The organism is [Clostridium] fimetarium (genome assembly GCF_900111235.1).
Taxonomy (GTDB): Bacteria; Bacillota; Clostridia; order Lachnospirales; family Lachnospiraceae; genus Clostridium_N; species Clostridium_N fimetarium.
This window is the reverse complement of the sequence record NZ_FOJI01000003.1, coordinates 142,883-159,687: the sequence shown is the minus strand read 5'-3', so window position 1 is coordinate 159,687 and position 16,805 is coordinate 142,883. Positions and strand designations below refer to the sequence as shown.

General features: G+C 32.9%; 16 protein-coding genes. 15 read left to right on the top strand and 1 reads right to left on the bottom strand.

Features of this window, described 5'->3' with window-relative positions; translation table 11 throughout:
• The first annotated feature begins 118 nt into the window (after nucleotides 1-118).
• From BMY18_RS05165 to yfcE, 9 genes are all read left to right on the top strand, one after another.
• Nucleotides 119-1,825, top strand: a complete 1,707-nt coding sequence (locus BMY18_RS05165) for an ABC transporter ATP-binding protein (protein ID WP_092451282.1) — start codon at nucleotides 119-121, stop codon at nucleotides 1,823-1,825.
• Between the two features lie 101 nt (nucleotides 1,826-1,926).
• Nucleotides 1,927-3,729, top strand: a complete 1,803-nt coding sequence (locus tag BMY18_RS05160) for an ABC transporter ATP-binding protein (RefSeq protein WP_170841302.1) — start codon at nucleotides 1,927-1,929, stop codon at nucleotides 3,727-3,729.
• Between the two features lie 155 nt (nucleotides 3,730-3,884).
• The gene (hisA, locus tag BMY18_RS05155; protein WP_092451278.1) at nucleotides 3,885-4,667 is read left to right on the top strand and encodes a phosphoribosylformimino-5-aminoimidazole carboxamide ribotide isomerase; all 783 of its coding nucleotides are present in this window, start codon (nucleotides 3,885-3,887) and stop codon (nucleotides 4,665-4,667) included.
• A gap of 92 nt (nucleotides 4,668-4,759) precedes the next feature.
• Nucleotides 4,760-5,392 carry an epoxyqueuosine reductase QueH gene (locus BMY18_RS05150; protein ID WP_092451276.1) on the top strand — a complete coding sequence of 211 codons (633 nt, stop codon included), beginning with the start codon at nucleotides 4,760-4,762 and terminating at the stop codon, nucleotides 5,390-5,392.
• Between the two features lie 197 nt (nucleotides 5,393-5,589).
• The gene (locus BMY18_RS20980) at nucleotides 5,590-6,303 is read left to right on the top strand and encodes an alanine-zipper protein (RefSeq protein ID WP_170841301.1); all 714 of its coding nucleotides are present in this window, start codon (nucleotides 5,590-5,592) and stop codon (nucleotides 6,301-6,303) included.
• 196 nt (nucleotides 6,304-6,499) lie between these two features.
• Nucleotides 6,500-7,177 carry a hypothetical protein gene (locus BMY18_RS05140; RefSeq protein WP_092451274.1) on the top strand — a complete coding sequence of 226 codons (678 nt, stop codon included), beginning with the start codon at nucleotides 6,500-6,502 and terminating at the stop codon, nucleotides 7,175-7,177.
• 430 nt (nucleotides 7,178-7,607) lie between these two features.
• Nucleotides 7,608-7,898 (top strand): PadR family transcriptional regulator, encoded by a 291-nt coding sequence (locus tag BMY18_RS05135; RefSeq protein WP_334292364.1) that lies wholly within the window; start codon nucleotides 7,608-7,610, stop codon nucleotides 7,896-7,898.
• A gap of 81 nt (nucleotides 7,899-7,979) precedes the next feature.
• Nucleotides 7,980-9,035, top strand: coding sequence for a permease prefix domain 1-containing protein (locus BMY18_RS05130; RefSeq protein WP_092451270.1), 1,056 nt, complete (start codon nucleotides 7,980-7,982; stop codon nucleotides 9,033-9,035).
• 2 nt (nucleotides 9,036-9,037) lie between these two features.
• The gene (yfcE, locus tag BMY18_RS05125) at nucleotides 9,038-9,583 is read left to right on the top strand and encodes a phosphodiesterase (protein WP_092451268.1); all 546 of its coding nucleotides are present in this window, start codon (nucleotides 9,038-9,040) and stop codon (nucleotides 9,581-9,583) included.
• Between the two features lie 182 nt (nucleotides 9,584-9,765).
• Here yfcE and BMY18_RS05120 read toward each other — a convergent pair whose 3' ends face one another.
• Nucleotides 9,766-11,160: an MATE family efflux transporter gene (locus BMY18_RS05120; RefSeq protein WP_092451266.1), complete on the bottom strand. Its 1,395-nt coding sequence runs from the start codon at nucleotides 11,158-11,160 to the stop codon at nucleotides 9,766-9,768.
• Between the two features lie 317 nt (nucleotides 11,161-11,477).
• Here BMY18_RS05120 and BMY18_RS05115 point away from each other — a divergent pair, with 317 nt between their 5' ends.
• The 6 genes from BMY18_RS05115 to BMY18_RS05090 all read left to right on the top strand — a co-directional run bounded on the left by BMY18_RS05115 (nucleotide 11,478) and on the right by BMY18_RS05090 (nucleotide 16,719).
• Nucleotides 11,478-11,882, top strand: coding sequence for a hypothetical protein (locus tag BMY18_RS05115; protein ID WP_092451264.1), 405 nt, complete (start codon nucleotides 11,478-11,480; stop codon nucleotides 11,880-11,882).
• Between the two features lie 442 nt (nucleotides 11,883-12,324).
• A complete protein-coding gene (locus BMY18_RS05110) occupies nucleotides 12,325-12,627 on the top strand; it encodes a hypothetical protein (protein WP_092451261.1) in 303 nt (100 codons plus the stop codon).
• Nucleotides 12,628-12,686: 59 nt separating this feature from the next.
• The gene (locus BMY18_RS05105) at nucleotides 12,687-14,252 is read left to right on the top strand and encodes an ammonium transporter (protein ID WP_092451259.1); all 1,566 of its coding nucleotides are present in this window, start codon (nucleotides 12,687-12,689) and stop codon (nucleotides 14,250-14,252) included.
• A gap of 41 nt (nucleotides 14,253-14,293) precedes the next feature.
• Nucleotides 14,294-14,632: a P-II family nitrogen regulator gene (locus BMY18_RS05100; RefSeq protein ID WP_092451257.1), complete on the top strand. Its 339-nt coding sequence runs from the start codon at nucleotides 14,294-14,296 to the stop codon at nucleotides 14,630-14,632.
• 329 nt (nucleotides 14,633-14,961) lie between these two features.
• Entirely contained in the window at nucleotides 14,962-15,363 is a 402-nt protein-coding gene (locus BMY18_RS05095) for a Rid family hydrolase (RefSeq protein WP_092451255.1), read from the top strand.
• A 219-nt stretch (nucleotides 15,364-15,582) separates the two neighbouring features.
• Complete coding sequence (locus tag BMY18_RS05090; protein WP_092451253.1) at nucleotides 15,583-16,719, top strand: ornithine cyclodeaminase family protein; 1,137 nt, start codon at nucleotides 15,583-15,585, stop codon at nucleotides 16,717-16,719.
• Nucleotides 16,720-16,805: the final 86 nt, after the last annotated feature.

Here is a 16,805-nt window from a genome sequence, read left to right as displayed (position 1 = left end):
AATACATAAAAGATCATTTATAATAGGAAATTAGGAAAGTATTATATACGCTTATATGCATTAGAATGCTGAAATTTAAAGCAGAATAGAGGGAAAAGTGAAGAATAGGAATTATTTAATGAAGATAATATTGTATAATTCACACTATCTATTTGTATTTACAATCATGGCATATATTATGGCCAAAATTGTCACGATTAGTGCAACAATGATTTCAAATGCAATTGATGATATACATAATATGAAGAATATAGATATTCATAGTCTTATAATTAAAACCCTTATTTTAATCTTAATATCAATGATTATGGCATTTGTAAAACAAATATGTAGTGAAAAATATAGTATAAAAATACAGAAACAATGCAAAAACTTCATTGCCTCTAAAATTCAGAGAATGGAATATGGATATTTTGATAATCATTCTGGTTCAATTATTACAAAGCTTACATCCGATATGACGGTGGTTGAACAATTATTTTCAGAAACAATACCAACAATAATTCAAAGTATAGTTACAATAATAACGGTCTGTATATACATATTAGCAATTAATAAAAAATTGTTATTTGGAGTAGTGGTATGCTATCCATTTGTATTATTAGTTACGAGCATAATAGCAAAAAAACTTGTGATTTTGGCGAAAAGAAGAAGGGGGAAATTCGACTTATTGGCAGAAACAGTAGGAGACTGCCTGAGTGGAATAGAAATCGTAAGAAGCTATGAATTACTAAAAACCGTTGAAAAAAGGATTGATCGTGTAGTAGAAGATATTCTGAAAAATGAGTCGTCGAGAAACAAGTACAATTCATTATCGGGAACATTACAGAATTTATTGAGATGGATTCCTAATGTAATATGTTCAGTGGTAGCGCTGATAACTACAATAAATGGAGAAATCACGGTTGGCGAGTTAATGGCATTTATCGTTGTGCTAAACCGTATTATTACTCCAATGAGTGAATTACCATTTATAATAAATGATTCAAAAGAATCGAAAGTGTCGCTAGATCGAATCAATGAGATTATGAATTATCCAGAAGAGGAGTCTGGTGATTTTCATACAAGCATAGAACATTCAGGGGCAAATGCAATTGAACTGAAGAACCTGTCTTTTTCGTATGAGGATAATAAGGATAGAAAGATTTTAAATCATTGCAATCTTACCTTTGAAAAAGGAAAAACAACAGCAGTTGTTGGGACCTCTGGAGCAGGAAAAACAACGCTGTTTAAAATCATATGTGGATTTCTAAAGCCTATAGATGGTGCGTATGAATTGTATGGTCATAATTTTAAGCAGTGGAATCTAATGCATGCAAGAGATCAGATTGCAAACGTGTCACAAAATATATTTTTATTTCCAGAAACGATTGCAGAAAATGTTGCATACGGTAAAGAAAATGTTGCGCTTGGTGAAATTATTAAATCCTGTAAAATGGCAAATATCCATGATTTTATCATAAGCCTTCCAGAGCAATATAATACATTGGTTGGGGAGCGAGGCGCGAAATTATCTGGTGGAGAAAGGCAGAGATTATCGATTGCCAGAGCTGTTTTGAAAAAAGCGCCAATTCTATTACTAGATGAACCAACGTCAGCACTCGATATTGGAACGGAGAAAATGATTCAGGAAGCAATCGATCATATTTCACTTAATTCTACTGTTATTATAATTGCGCATCGACTATCAACAATAAGAAATGCAGACAAAATTGTTGTGTTAGATAATGGACAGGTTGCTGAAAGTGGAACCCATGAAAGTCTAATTAGTCAAAATGGAATATATGCAGGCTTATATCATAGTGAACTAGAAAATAGCGATTGAAAGGTCACATGAAAGATGGGAGCATAAATGAAATGAAATGATACATGAAAAGATGGGAGCATAAATGAAATGAAAGGTCACATGAAAAGATGGGAGCATATATGAAAAGAGATCATATATTTATAGAATTCATGAAGATGTTGGATAAACGATTGTTTATATATTGTTTTTCCATATTTGGGATGACAGTGCTTTCAGCATTGTTTGATGTGATTGCCTCACTATTAACAAGGCAGATATTTAACGTGGCGCAGAGTGGAAATATGAATGGATTTTATAGAACACTTGTCATTTGTATTATAGTTGGAATATTCTCAGTAGTGGGTTCTAGAGTCTGCCAATATTATTATAATATGGCAGCAAAAAGAGGATATGCAAATATGCAGAAGCGTGTATTTGTAAAAGCAATGAAATTTCCAATGTCGTACTATGATAATCATCACAGTGGTGAGTTATTATCAACCCTATTATATGATACAGACAGAGCTACAGAAATATACACTTCAAGGCTTAGAAGAGTAGTCGCTCCTATTTTAGCAGTCATTGTATATATTATTGCAATGATTACTATAAATATATGGATGACATTGGCACTTGTTATACTTAATATTATTTTGTTTTTAATAAATTCGTTAATGGCAAAACCGATGAAAAGAGTGGGAAAAGAACTCTCAAAGAAAAATTCATCGATGACAGAAAAATTATCAAATATGGTTGAGGGTATTGAAACTTGCAAAATATATGATGTACATTCGAATGTAGCAAAGAAGTATATAGATGCAAATGAAGCATTTGCATGTGTACAATATAAAAAAATGGTACTAACAGGGATTCTGAATATGTTTAATGTTGGATTTGATCTATTTTGTTCACTCATGTTTTTGGTTATTGGAATTGTTTTTATTCAATCTAAGATGGCTAGTATTGGCGATGTTGCTGCAATATTTACAATGTACGCAGCACTAAGTGAAAGATTTCTTCAATTGGGGAGATATTATCCAGAATTAATGAATTGCATTGCGTATGCCGGAAAGTTATTTGCATTTTTTAATATGGAAGAAGAAGGTGATGACTTTAAATTTAAAAGTGAAGTAGGAAAGCAAAGTGATGTAGAAAAGCAAAGTGATGTTAAAGAGCAAAGTGAAATAGAAAAGCAAAGTGAAGTAGAAAAGCAAAGTGATGTTAAAGAGCAAAGTGATATAAAAGAACAAAGTAATAATAAAGAAGAGTGTAGTTTAGATATCGACGCAGAAGATTCAATCTGCCTTGAAAATGTTTCGTTTGCATATCATCCGGAGAACAGAATCTTGGATGGCCTATCATTTAACATCCCAAATGGAAAAAATGTTGCGTTAGTGGGTGAATCCGGCTGTGGGAAAAGTACAGTGGGAAAATTACTGTTGGAATTTTATCCAATTATTTCGGGGGAAATATCATTCTTTGGAAGAACATTTAATGAGTTAGGACTTCAAAGGATTAGAGAATTAATCGCTTATGTACCCCAGGATCCATACCTTTTCAGTGTAAGTATTAAAGAAAATATTAGATATGGAAAACTTGACGCTACAGATGAAGAGATTACCAAAGCCGCAAAATTAGCAAATGCACATGAATTTATTATGAAACAGGAAAATGGGTATGACACAGTCATTAAGAATAGAGGATTAAGTCTTTCTGGTGGTGAAAGACAGCGAATTGCAATCGCCAGGGCAATCATAAAAACATCTCCAATCATTTTGATGGATGAAGCAACTTCCGCCTTAGACAATAGCTCAGAGATATTGATTCAGCAGTCAATTGATAATATAAAAACTGGAAAAACAATTATTACGATAGCGCATAGACCATCTACTATAAATGGGGCTGATGTTATCGTTGATATGTCTAAAATGTTAATTATATAGTAACTATTGGAATTGTTTAGGTACTGAGCAGTTACACTATTAAAATTTAATAACATAAAAATCCTTGGATATAAGTATACGTTGATGTATAATATGATAAATCAGTATTACGAAATTCAAATAAAATGATTAGATTTTATGCGAGGAGACGATAAATGAACTTCAAACCATGCATTGACATACACAATGGAAAAGTAAAGCAAATTGTTGGAGGTAGCTTACTAGATACTGGCAACCAAGCCGAAGAAAATTTCGTATCACAGCAAGATGCTTCCTTCTATGCTCAATTATATAAGAAAAACAAAGTAAAAGGAGGGCATATTATCCTTCTTAATCCAGCCGATTCTGAGTATTATGAGTCGGATTGGAAGCAAGCGCAATTAGCCTTACAAAGCTATCCAGGTGGCCTTCAGATTGGTGGTGGGATTAACGCTGATAATGCAAAGGCATTTTTAGATATGGGAGCTTCTCATGTTTTGGTGACTTCCTATGTGTTCAAAGATGGTAAAATCAATTTTGATAATCTGGATGCAATTGTAAATGCAGTTGGCAAGGATAACCTTGTATTGGACCTTAGCTGCAGGAAAAAAGATGGCGAATACTATATTGTCACTGACAGGTGGCAAAAGTTCACTGAAGTAAAACTAACAGAAAGTACATTAGACCTCTTGGCAAATTACTGTGATGAATTTATGATTCATGCAGTTGATGTGGAGGGCAAGGCGAGTGGTATTGATAAAGAATTAGTTACAATGCTTGGAAATTGGTCGAAAATACCGATCACCTATGCTGGTGGCGTAGGCTCATTTGAAGATATAGAATTGATTAAAAAACTTGGACAAAATAAAATAGATGTTACCGTTGGAAGCGCATTAGATCTTTTTGGTGGCAATATGAAGTTTGAGGAAGTACTTAAAAAATGTGAGAATTTGCAGTAGAATCTAGAATTTGCAGTAGATTGAGAATTAGTAGCAATATCTAAGATCGGCAGGAAGATTTAGAAACAGCGGCAGTAAAGAAAGGAAATGCAATGTTTTACCCAGAAAAAGGATCAATTAATTTTCAGAAAGAATTGGACAAGTTGATTTTCAAACTTCAAGAGCAGGGCAAGGTTCCGACATTGCTGCTACATAGTTGTTGTGCGCCTTGTAGCAGTTATGTAATTGAATATCTGTCACAGTATTTTCATTTGACGGTATTTTACTATAATCCTAACATTTCTGAAATAGAAGAATATAAAAAGAGAGTGCAAGAACAAAAACGTCTCATTAGTGAGTTTCCAACAAAATATGAGGTCAGCTTTTTGGAGGGGAATTATGATAATGAGAATTACAATAAGAGTGTTTTGGGGCTTGAAGATTGCAAGGAAGGTGGAGCGCGTTGCTTTGTCTGCTATGATATGCGTCTGCGAGAAACGGCTAAAGTGGCAAAAGAAGGTGGGTTTAACTATTTTACAACTACACTTTCTATCAGCCCATTAAAAAACAGTGCTAAATTAAATGAAATTGGTCATAACCTTGGAATAGAGTATGGAATAGAGTATCTCTTATCGGACTTCAAAAAGAAAGAAGGGTACAAGAGATCAATTGAATTATCAAAGGAATATGATTTATACAGACAAAATTATTGCGGATGTATATTTTCAAAGAATGACGCAAACTAGTAGCGAGGTTGATTACTTCGCCGACTGTTTTATGCAATTTAATATAGTGTTTTCGAATATTTAGTAAATGTTTTTGAACTTTCAATATATAATATATAATCTTTTGCTATAATAACTTTGCAATTTCAATAGAATTGGTGGTATAATTATTTCTAAACATGTGAATATAATAGTAGTATTAAATAGGAGGCTTTATTATGGCTAAGAAAAAATCAATTGCAAAAGCATTTGTAGGAGTTACAGCGTTAGCTGTGGCTGGCAAAGTAGTATACGATAAGTACAAAATTCTAAAAGAAAAATTTGAAAAAGAAGAAACAGAAAGCATTTGTGATGAAGTAAAGAAATACAATGCAGTATGCACAAGTAAATCAATAGAAATTGAAGATGAAGATTTTGAAGGCTGCGAAATTAAAGCGATAGCTTCAAAACTTATTCTTGATTTAAGTCTTGCTGTATTTGAAAAAGATGCATATATTAATTTTAAAAGTGATGCAAGTATCGTTCAAATCATACTTCCAGAGGGTGTTAATGTAACCTGTGACATCGAAAATGTTGCAAGTGGTATCAAGAACTTAGTTCAAAATGCTATTGAAGAAGGTATTCCAACAGTATTTATTATCGGTAAATCAACAATTAGTTCTATAGAGATTATTCCAGCTAATTTTTATTCAGATGATGACGAATTTGAAGATGAAAATGATTTTGAGCCAGAAGACGTTACAGATGAAAAAGCTGATAAAGCAAACGAAAAAGCTGAAAAGGCAAACGAAAAAGCTGAAAAAGCAAACGAAAAAGCTGAAAAAGCAAATGAAAAAGCTGAAAATGCAAATGAAAAAGCTGAAAAGGCAGACGAAAAAGCAGAAAAAGCAGACGAAAAAGCTGAAAAGGCAAACGAAAAAGCAGAAAAGTAGATGAAAAAGCTTTATAAGTAGATAGAAAGTTATACTGATAAAGAGTATATAAAAAAATAAATAGCATGTGCAGGTCTCGCCTCATTTTATGGTTTGAAGCGAGACTTTTTTAATTCTAAAAAACTTGACGCATATATGTTCTGGTTTTATACTAGAATTACTTTATTCGATTTGATATTAAGAGGAGAAGTTGTAAATGAGCTGCAGAATTAAAATCGAGGAATATGTAGATGGATTAGATGACGAGGATATAATTTTTATCAGCAAATTATATTCAGAAAAATTTTCGAAATATTCTGAAGGCGCATTTTTTAAAATCATGGAGCGCATGGTGAAAGAAAAAAAACTAGTAAGATTATCAAAAGGTATATATTTCAAAAACAGTGAAAATTATACTTATAATGTTGACACAATTCTAAATTATTATTTTGGGGAAAACAATGATAATGGCATGTATATAGGTTATCAATTGTACCACAAATATGGCATTTCCGATGCGATAAAAGATTATTTTGAACTGTATTCTACCATAGTAGATCAAGATAAGAAAAATATAGGAAATATTGCAATTAGTAAAGTACCTATGGAATTGAATTATGATAATACAAGAATTATTGAAGCTTTTGAAATTTTACAAAATTACGACAGCATTGAGAAATTTAGTAAAGAAAAATTCTCTATATATGCTAGACAGTTTGCATTAGGATATAATGATGAAAGTGCATTAAGAGTATTAGAGAAGATGAAATATAAAAAGAGTTCGATTGCATTTATGAAGAGCATTTTAGATATGTATCGTGTGAATAATTCTCTTGGGAAGTACTTAAATTGTGCATCGAAGTATAAGATCCCCAAAGTTTCAAAAGTAAAATAAGATCAAGTTTATAGTTAACAATTCTATGAAATAGAAGTTATAGAAAAATTGTATTAATTATCTGATATATAGCCGAATAGTCCATAAAGACTGTTCGGCTATTTTTATAGTTCCAGTTCATAATGAAGCAGAAATGGCAAAATAGAATTTAATGAGGGGAAGAGAAATTATAATATATATAAATAAAAATATATCTCAAATAATTAGAAAAAGTACTTGACCTGTCGTGGTAATTATGGTAAATTATATTTACTACGACAGACGTAATACTATAAACGTAGTACTATCATCGTAGTAGATGAATAAAATATTATAAAGATTAGATCTAAAGAGATTAAATCTAAAGCAATTAAAGCTAAAGAGTTTAAATCAAAAGCGATTGGAGGAATGGCATGTGATAAGTAGCGATGGTATTAGAGGATATAATGATATGATTATATTATTCCTTGTGATGCATGAAGCCTCATATGGGTATGAGATATCTAAACAAATTAAGGAATTATCAGAAGGAAAATATATCATGAAGGAAACAACATTATATTCAGCATTTACTAGGTTGGAAAAGAATGGCATGATTGAATCGTTTTATGGAGATGAAACGAATGGAAAACGAAGGACTTATTACAGAATTACTGAGGCTGGAATTGGCTATTATAAAGAGAAGTGCGAAGAGTGGGAATTGACGAAAGACGTTGTAGAACGATTTGTTAGGAGTATATAAAAGCAAAACAAGAAAGTATATTTTTAAATATAAAAATCTAAAATTAGATATGGGCAAAAATGCGCAGGATTGGAGAAAAGTATGGATACAATTAAAATGTATATTGAAAATTTGTTTCAGAGTTTACCCAAAACAAATGAGGTGATTAGAGCAAAGGAAGAATTAATTGCAATGATGGAGGATAAGTATAATGAACTTAAGATCCAAGGGAAAAGTGAAAATGAAGCAATAGGTATTGTGATTTCAGAGTTTGGAAATATTGATGAATTAAAAGAAGAATTGGGTATTAACAATAATTCAAACGGATATGAAAATAATACAACTAATAAAGGTGTGCCGGTAAGAAGCATATCGTTAGAGGAAACAAAGGATTTCATCCAAAGCACTTCAAAATTCGCATTAAAAATAGCAATGGGAGTAATTCTTTGTATTTTGAGCGTGGTACCATTGATTATATTGGTGGGATTATCTGGAGGGGATAATTCGATTGATGTTGCGAATGGAATTCTGTTTTTTGAAGCAAATGCTGTACCAGAAAAAGTCGCTCTTGCAATCGGGCTAACGATATTATTTGTTTTTGTTGCAATTGCGGTTGCATTATTCATTATAAGTGGGTTACAATATGAAAAATATAGCTACATTAAGAAAGAAAACTTTGAACTTGATTATTTAGCTTCTAATTATGTAAAAGATTTGAAAGAAAATGAAACAGCGGAATTTGGAATTAAAATCACATTGGGAGTAATACTTTGTATTATTAGTGTGATTCCTGTTGTTATAGCCGGTACGTTATTTGATGATTTGAGTGACGGAGTGGCAGCTGTATGTGTGGGCTTATTACTAATCATAGTTGCAGCGTCTGTATATTTGTTTATTACGGCTGGGATGAAAAGGGACAGTTATAAGCAACTTCTTCACGAAGAGGAATATGCATCAAAAAATGTGAACAATGATGACCTTGCAGGAAAAGTTGCGTCTGTCTATTGGCCAATCGCAACTGCAATATATTTAGGATGGAGTTTTATTACAATGGATTGGGGCAGAACCTGGATAGTATGGCCGATTGCAGGTGTATTATTTGGAGGAATTGCAGCAGTTTGTAATATTATTGCACCAGGGAAAAAAGAAGGGAATTAAAAATGAAACTAATGGTAGCCTCAGATATTCATGGTTCTGCATACTATTGCAGAAAATTATTAAAAGCATTTGAACAAGAAAAACCAGATAAATTAGTTCTGTTGGGAGATATTTTGTATCATGGACCACGCAATGATTTGCCCAAAGACTATGCACCGAAAGAAGTAATAACTATGTTAAATGAGATCAAATCCGAAATAATATGTATCAGAGGTAATTGTGATTCGGAAGTTGATCAAATGGTACTTGAATTTCCAATAATGTCGGAGCAAGGATTGTTATACATTGACGGAAAAACGATATATATAACACACGGACATAAACTTGATGATAAGAATACCCCAATGATGAAAGAGGGTGATGTGCTGTTATGCGGACACACACATGTACCCAAATTTGAAAACAGAGGAAGTTATACTTACATGAATGCTGGTTCAATTTCCATTCCAAAAGAAGGAAGCGCTCATAGTTATATGATTATTGATGATAAGTTTTACTGGAAAGATCTTGATGGAAATGTGTATATGGAGCATTCATTACAATTATGAAAATACAATATAAATACAGATTAATAAAAAATATAATGTTAAAAATGATATACAAAAATAGTATACAAAAATAGTATTCTAAATAATATAAAAAAACAGTATAAAAGCGGCATACAATTGACAGAATTGTATGCCGCTTTTGGCTTGAGATATATTTACACTATAATAAGGGGTAAGCAGTTTTAAAGCTTCAAATTCCATTCCTTCTTTATTTGTCTTATTACAAAGAATGCAATGATTGAAGAAAATACGGCTGTAAGAATATTACTTGCAGCCATAACGATACCAACACTTTCGCTACCAAGTATCGTGAAATTCTGTAATGCCCACAAAAGTGGTATCCTGAATATAAATACACGGCAGAAATTAATTAATAACGTTAGTTTCGTTTTGCCAAAACCAAAAAAAAGAGCCATAATTGCACAGTTGATACCTAAGGGGATGCATCCGCCAAAAGCATCATAACGAAATACTTTGATAATTGTCTGCTGAAATTCATAATTAAAACCTTGTGAACTATTTGCAAAAACGAAACTAATCTGATCAATGAAAACATTAAGGATAATGTAGCATATTAGACCAATCAAAGATTCAATAATTAATAGTTTTTTAAATGCATCAAGTGCTCTATCCGGTCTGCAAGCACCAAGGTTCTGACTGATAATAGAGGCCCCTCCATCTTGAAAACCAGTTTCCAACTGAGTAGCAGTACCATTTATATTATTGGAAATTCCAAGGGCCCCAACGGTAACAGGCCCATAATTTTTACTCATGGCGTTAACAACTGTTTTACCCATTGCAAATGCTAATCGTTCAACCATAACTGGAAATGAAAGCGTAAGCATTGGTTTGACAACACGTTCTGTAAAAGTAATACTCTTTAAACTAAAAGTAAATGCATCATTTCCCCTACTGAGATTTCTGATAGCCATTATAAAAAGAAAAAGTTGAGCAAATACAGTTGCAACAGCGATCATAGTAATATCAGCATTTAGACCGTAGATGAATACCCCGGTAATTGAGAGCTTCAACATTATGACAAACATGTTGAGGCGTAATATTCTTTTTGAATTACCTCGCGCACGTTCAATTGCAATATATACATTATTAAAAATACTCATAACAGTAGCAATAAGAGTTACTATAAAATATTTTGTTCCAATTTCAATGAATTCGCTAGGTGTTCCACTAATCTTTAAAAGAAATGGCGTAAATGGTATCAACATGAGGACCAAGGCTGAGACTCCAACGCATATAGCAATCAATGTACTTAGCCTTTTTTTGACTAAATCATAATCGCCAGCACCATAACATTCGCTTATTTTTAATGTACTACCAACAGCAAGCCCAGTTCCAATTGCTGCAATCATATTTTGAAGTTGCGAAAGATATGCAACAGCAGAAACGGCAGTGGCACTGATATGTGATGCCATCATAGTATCAAGTATATTAAAAATGTGATTAACTAACTGAAAAATTGCAAGAGGGATACATACTTGAAGAATAACTCTCCACATATTTCCATTTAATGCAAACTCTCGAAATTTCTTGTCTTTATCCGATAGAGTTGTGTCCATGTAATTCCTTTCTCGTTAATGAATAATTATCTCTATGTAATGTAACCATTCATCGTAACCATTGACTGAGTTGAAATTAATTCAACCCTCCAACTTTATATATAATACAAAAAGAAATATGTAAATACCTATGAAATGATGCTTATAATAGTCAACTTTACAGAAAAATTGTCATAGTGATGTTTATTCTATAAATAAGGCACATTCTATAATTTTTATAAGAAAAAGTTTATAATTTTTTAATGTGATTTTCTTATAATTTATGATAGAGTATAAATAATATAGCAAGAGTTTTGTGGCTGAATGGAGTTGTGACAATGAATAGACTTAGAGAAAGAATGGCAGTATTTATGCAAGGCCGCTATGGAATGGATCAGTTGGGGAAAGTACTAACATATGGAACAGGAATTATTTTATTATTATCTATGATATTAAAAGTGGACTTTTTATATATGGTGGGTATTGTCGTACTTATCCTTAGCTATTTTCGCATTTTTTCTAGAAATATAGGAAAGCGATATGATGAAAATCAGAAGTTTCTTACTTTGCGTTATAAAATGCTTAGTAAAAAGAGTAAGTTTATGGACAGGATAAAAGATAGAAAAAAGAATTGTATATTCAACTGCCCTAATTGCAAACAAAAGATTCGTGTCCCTAAGGGAAAAGGTAAGATTAGCATTAAGTGTCCTAAATGTAGAATAGAGTTTGTTAAGAAAACTTGATTTGTCCACCATGAAAACTTACGAATTTTAGGAATTGTTTCGATGTAACGGCATATTATAGTTTAAGTAAATAAAATTGTTAATTTTTTTTAGAAAACTATTGCATTTGTAAAAACAGTGTGTTATCATAATTTAAAGTAATAATGAATATTGAAGACGATGAGGTCAAAACTAATTTTAGTTTTTGGCCTCTTTTTTTGTTTTCAAGGTTCATTCATGTATTATCAATTTTAAGATTCAGACAACACAATCACTTGTAATGAAAACTTCATATTTTTTATTATATTAATTTAACGAAGGAGTTAAAGCTAGCAATGGCTTTGGCTCCTTTTTTAAATATTTAATAAGGACGGAAATACAAAAGTGTTTCTAATAAATATTAAAAATGTGAAGTGAAAAATTACTACAATTCAATGAATCAATATTATAAGGAGGAGCAAGTATGAAGAGTCAGGTTGAAGTATCAACTAATTTCAAACAAAAAGCAGTAGTGATCAATTTGCTTTATGCGACAACAATTATCATTATACTATTAGGGGTTTCTTTTATTGTTTATAGCATGGTAAATAACGTGAGTTTTAAAGTGATTAATTCATCTGTTCACGGTGCCGTTTTTGGTCTAGTAGTTGCATATCTAGGCGCTAGGTACTTTTTATCAGTAACAAAGTTAAAAACCGAGTTATACAAAAGTACATCACAATTTTCTTGGAGTAATTTCAAGAAAGAAAAGAAAAAGAAAAAGTAAAACTGAGTATTGAAATAAAGCAGAGAAAAAATAACTGCTTCATTATAAGGAGGTATAATATGAAAAGATTAGTAAAGATAGTTAGTACAATGCTATTAGTGGGTATGTTGGTATCAATTTTCGCAATTCCGGCTTTTGCAGCAGGAGATCCAACAGGTGCATCGTACGTTACTCCGACAGGAACTGAGACACTGTCAGATGTTGCAACACAAGCAAACAAGGCTTATTACGGAGCCAACTTTACATGGGTAATGATCACAGGATTTATGGTATTCTTCTTCCAATGCGGATTTGCAATGGTAGAAACAGGCTTCTGTAGAGGCAAAAATGCAGCACACACAATGACAATGAATTTCATGGTGTTCTTGATAGGTGCAGTAGGTTACTTCCTAGTTGGATTTGCAATTCAATTCGGCGGTTCAGGCGGAGCAGTAGGCTTAGGAACCGGAGGTGGTGTGCTGGATGCCATGCTTAAAATACCGGGGCTTGGTGGAATTATGGGTTACAAAGGATTTATGTTAAGTGGTACTTATGATGCCGGCGTTTATGCATTGTTTTTCTTCCAGATGGTATTTATGGATACAACAGTTACAATACCAACTGGTTCAATGGCAGAACGTGTAAAATATTCGGCATATGTTATTATAGCATTCTTTATTTCAATGATCTTATATCCTTTCTTTGGAAACTGGGTATGGGGTGGTGGATTCCTTGCAACACTCGGATCAAACTTTGGTTTAGGTCATGGAGTTGTCGATTTTGCAGGATCAGCAGTTGTTCATTCAATGGGTGGTATGATTGCACTATCTGGTGCAATTGTAATCGGACCTAGAATTGGTAAGTTTAAAAAAGACGGAACTGCTAGATCTTTCCCAGGACATAATATTCCAATGGCAATTATTGGTACAATTATATTATTCTTCTGTTGGTTCTCATTTAATGCTGGTTCAACATTAAATGCTTCAGATTTTAGACTCGCAATTGTTGCAACCAATACAATGGTAGCTGGTGCAATTGGTGGTGTCGCTGCAATGTTTTATATGTGGATCAAATATGGTAAACCAGATCCTTCAATGACAGCGAATGGTGCACTTGCTGGACTTGTTGCAATCACAGCTCCTTGTGCATTTGTAAATGGTATCTCAGCATTTATCATTGGATTAATTGCTGGTATTCTAGTTTGTGTTGCAGTAAAATTTGTAGAAGACAAAATGAAAATTGATGATCCAGTTGGTGCAATTTCAGTACATTGTGTAAATGGTGTATGGGGAGTTATTGCAGTAGGATTATTCGCAGATGGTCAATATGGTGATGGATTAAACGGAGTTACAGGCGGAGTTACGGGCTTGTTCTTTGGAAGTGCTTCACAGTTATACGCTCAGTTGATTGCTGTTGGCGTTCTGATTGTTTGGGGATTTGGAGTTTCATTTGTATTCTTTAAAGTTCTTGATAAATTCTGGGGCTTAAGAGTTTCACCAGAAGTTGAACTTGCTGGACTTGATGTTCCAGAAATGGGCGTACTCGCTTATCCAGATACACAGATGACAACATCAGAATTAGATTATGATTCTGAGGATAATATGGAAATCAAACAATTAGCTAGATTCAAAGTAAAAGCGAAATAGTTGAACTGATTAAATTTGGATATAGAAAGGAAGGGAATCTTATGAAGAAATTAGAAATTGTTATTAGACCTGAAAAATTAGAAGAATTAAAAGAGATTTTAGAAGGAAGCAACGCAAATGGTCTTATGATAACCCATATTATGGGCTATGGTAATCAAAAGGGATACAAACAAATTTATAGAGGTAATGAAACTACTGTAAATTTGCTTCCTAAAATCAAGGTAGAATCTGTTGTAACACCTGAAGTTGCCGAAGTAGTTATTGAAAAAGTATTGAAAGCACTTAATACAGGTAATTATGGAGATGGCAAGATTTTTGTTTATGATGTTGCGGATGTTGTAAGAGTTCGTACAGGAGAACGTGGCGTTGAAGCGTTATAGAAGTTAAGCACATAGTTACATTTGAATGTATTATTAAAATTGAAATAAATAAGTGAACAGGCGTTAGGTAAGTATAACTTACTTGACGCCTGTTCTTTTTAAAAGTTTATCATAGAAAAAATCTACCAAATCAATATGTTATAACTTATCTGGAGGCTTCAGTTTAAGATTTACTACCATTTTGCAGTCCTTACACACATAACATTAAATGGATAAGTCTCTTTGGTTAAAGTTCAAGTTACTTCTGAAAATTACAATTTTATGCTCTGAACGTTATGTTACAGTAAGTGCAGTAATAAGAGTCTAATTAAGTACAGATTGGAGGAATTATGGAATTAATAAGAACAAACTATTCTTCAGGGGCACCATTAGAAGAAATAGTTGGATATTCTAGAATGGTTAAGACTGGCCCTTTCATATTTATTGGTGGGACAACATCAGTGCAGCCAGATGGTAAAGTATACGGCGAAGGAAGTTCATATGAACAGGCCAAATATATATTAGAAAAACAAGTGGAATTGCTTGGACAAGCAGGTGCTACAGCTAGCGATGTAGTTAAGATTAAAGCCTATACAACAGATATGAAGTATGCGAAAGAAATAGGAGATGCTTATTCTGAGATATTTCATGACATCAGACCATTATTTACGATGGTGGGAACAACAATGTTAAATAGGATATCACAATTAGTAGAGATAGAGATGGATGCAATTTTAGGTCAAAATTCTTAAGCTGTTGAGGTAAATATCAATTTCTAATTGTTTATTTCCCTTGCCTTTCCTTCTTACAGCAAAGAACGCTGTAATCAGCCGGTCTGCGGGAAATGAACAATTAGAAATTGATATTTACCATTTACATTAATCATCGATTTATTTTTGACAAAAAATTAAGCGAAAAAAGAAACAAAACAAAACTAAAATAATATGCGATAAGAGAGAGAGGATAAGATTATGAGTGATACTAGAATTGATTTTTTATATTTAAATGAAGAGGATATGATTAAGGCTGGAGTTAAGGAAATGGCTGGATGTGTAGAGGCTATGGAAGAGATGTTTAAATTATTGAAAATGGGTGATTTTCGTATGGGTGGTCCAAATGGTAATTCACATGGCGTTATGATGACGTTTCCGGCTGAGTCACCTTTTCCTAATATGCCTACAGATGGCCCGGATAGAAGATTCATGGCAATGCCGGCTTATCTTGGTGGCAAGTTTGATATGGCAGGTATGAAGTGGTACGGTTCAAATGTTGAAAATAAGAAAAAAGGTCTTCCAAGATCAATTCTTATGCTTACTTTAAATGATAAAGAGACAGGCGCTCCTATCGCATATATGTCAGCAAATGTCTTAAGTGCGTATAGAACTGGTGCAGTTCCTGGCGTTGGCGTAAAATATTTTGCAAAAGAAGATTCTAAGGTTGTTGGTATCATAGGCCCTGGCGTTATGAGTAAGACTGCATTTGCGGCTACGGTTGCAGTTAGAGCTGGTATTGAAACTGTTAAGATTAAAGGAAGAAGCAAGAAATCAATCGATGGATTTGTTCAGTATCTTAACGAAGATTTCCCGGAAATCAAAGATATCAGAATTGTAGAGACAGAAGAAGATGCAGTTAGAGATTGTGATATTGTACATATTGCGACATCAAGTCCAACTGGTGATATTAATGAATATCCATTTATCGACGAAGCATGGATTAAGCCAGGAGCAATCTTATGTTGTCCTGCAGCTGCAAGATTTGATGATGATTTTATTTTAAATAGAGCAAGAACAGTTACTGATAATATTCAGTTATACCAAGCTTGGGAAGAAGAAATGGAATTTCCAGCATATAATTCTATTCCGATTCCAGCAGTACGTTGTATGGATATGATTGCAGAAGGCAAGATGACAATCGATCAGATTGATGATTTAGGCGATGTATTAATTGGTAAGATTCCAGTACACCGCAAGGAAAATGAAATTGTAATATACTCAGTTGGTGGTATGCCTGTTGAAGATGTTGCATGGGGAACAATCGTTTATAGAAATGCAATTGAAAAAGGGATCGGAACGAAGTTGAATTTATGGGATGTACCAGCTCTTGCATAAGTAATCTATAAAAATAATCTACAAAAGTAATCTACAAAAGTAATCTACAAAAGTAATCTACAAAAGTAATCTACAAAAGTAATCTA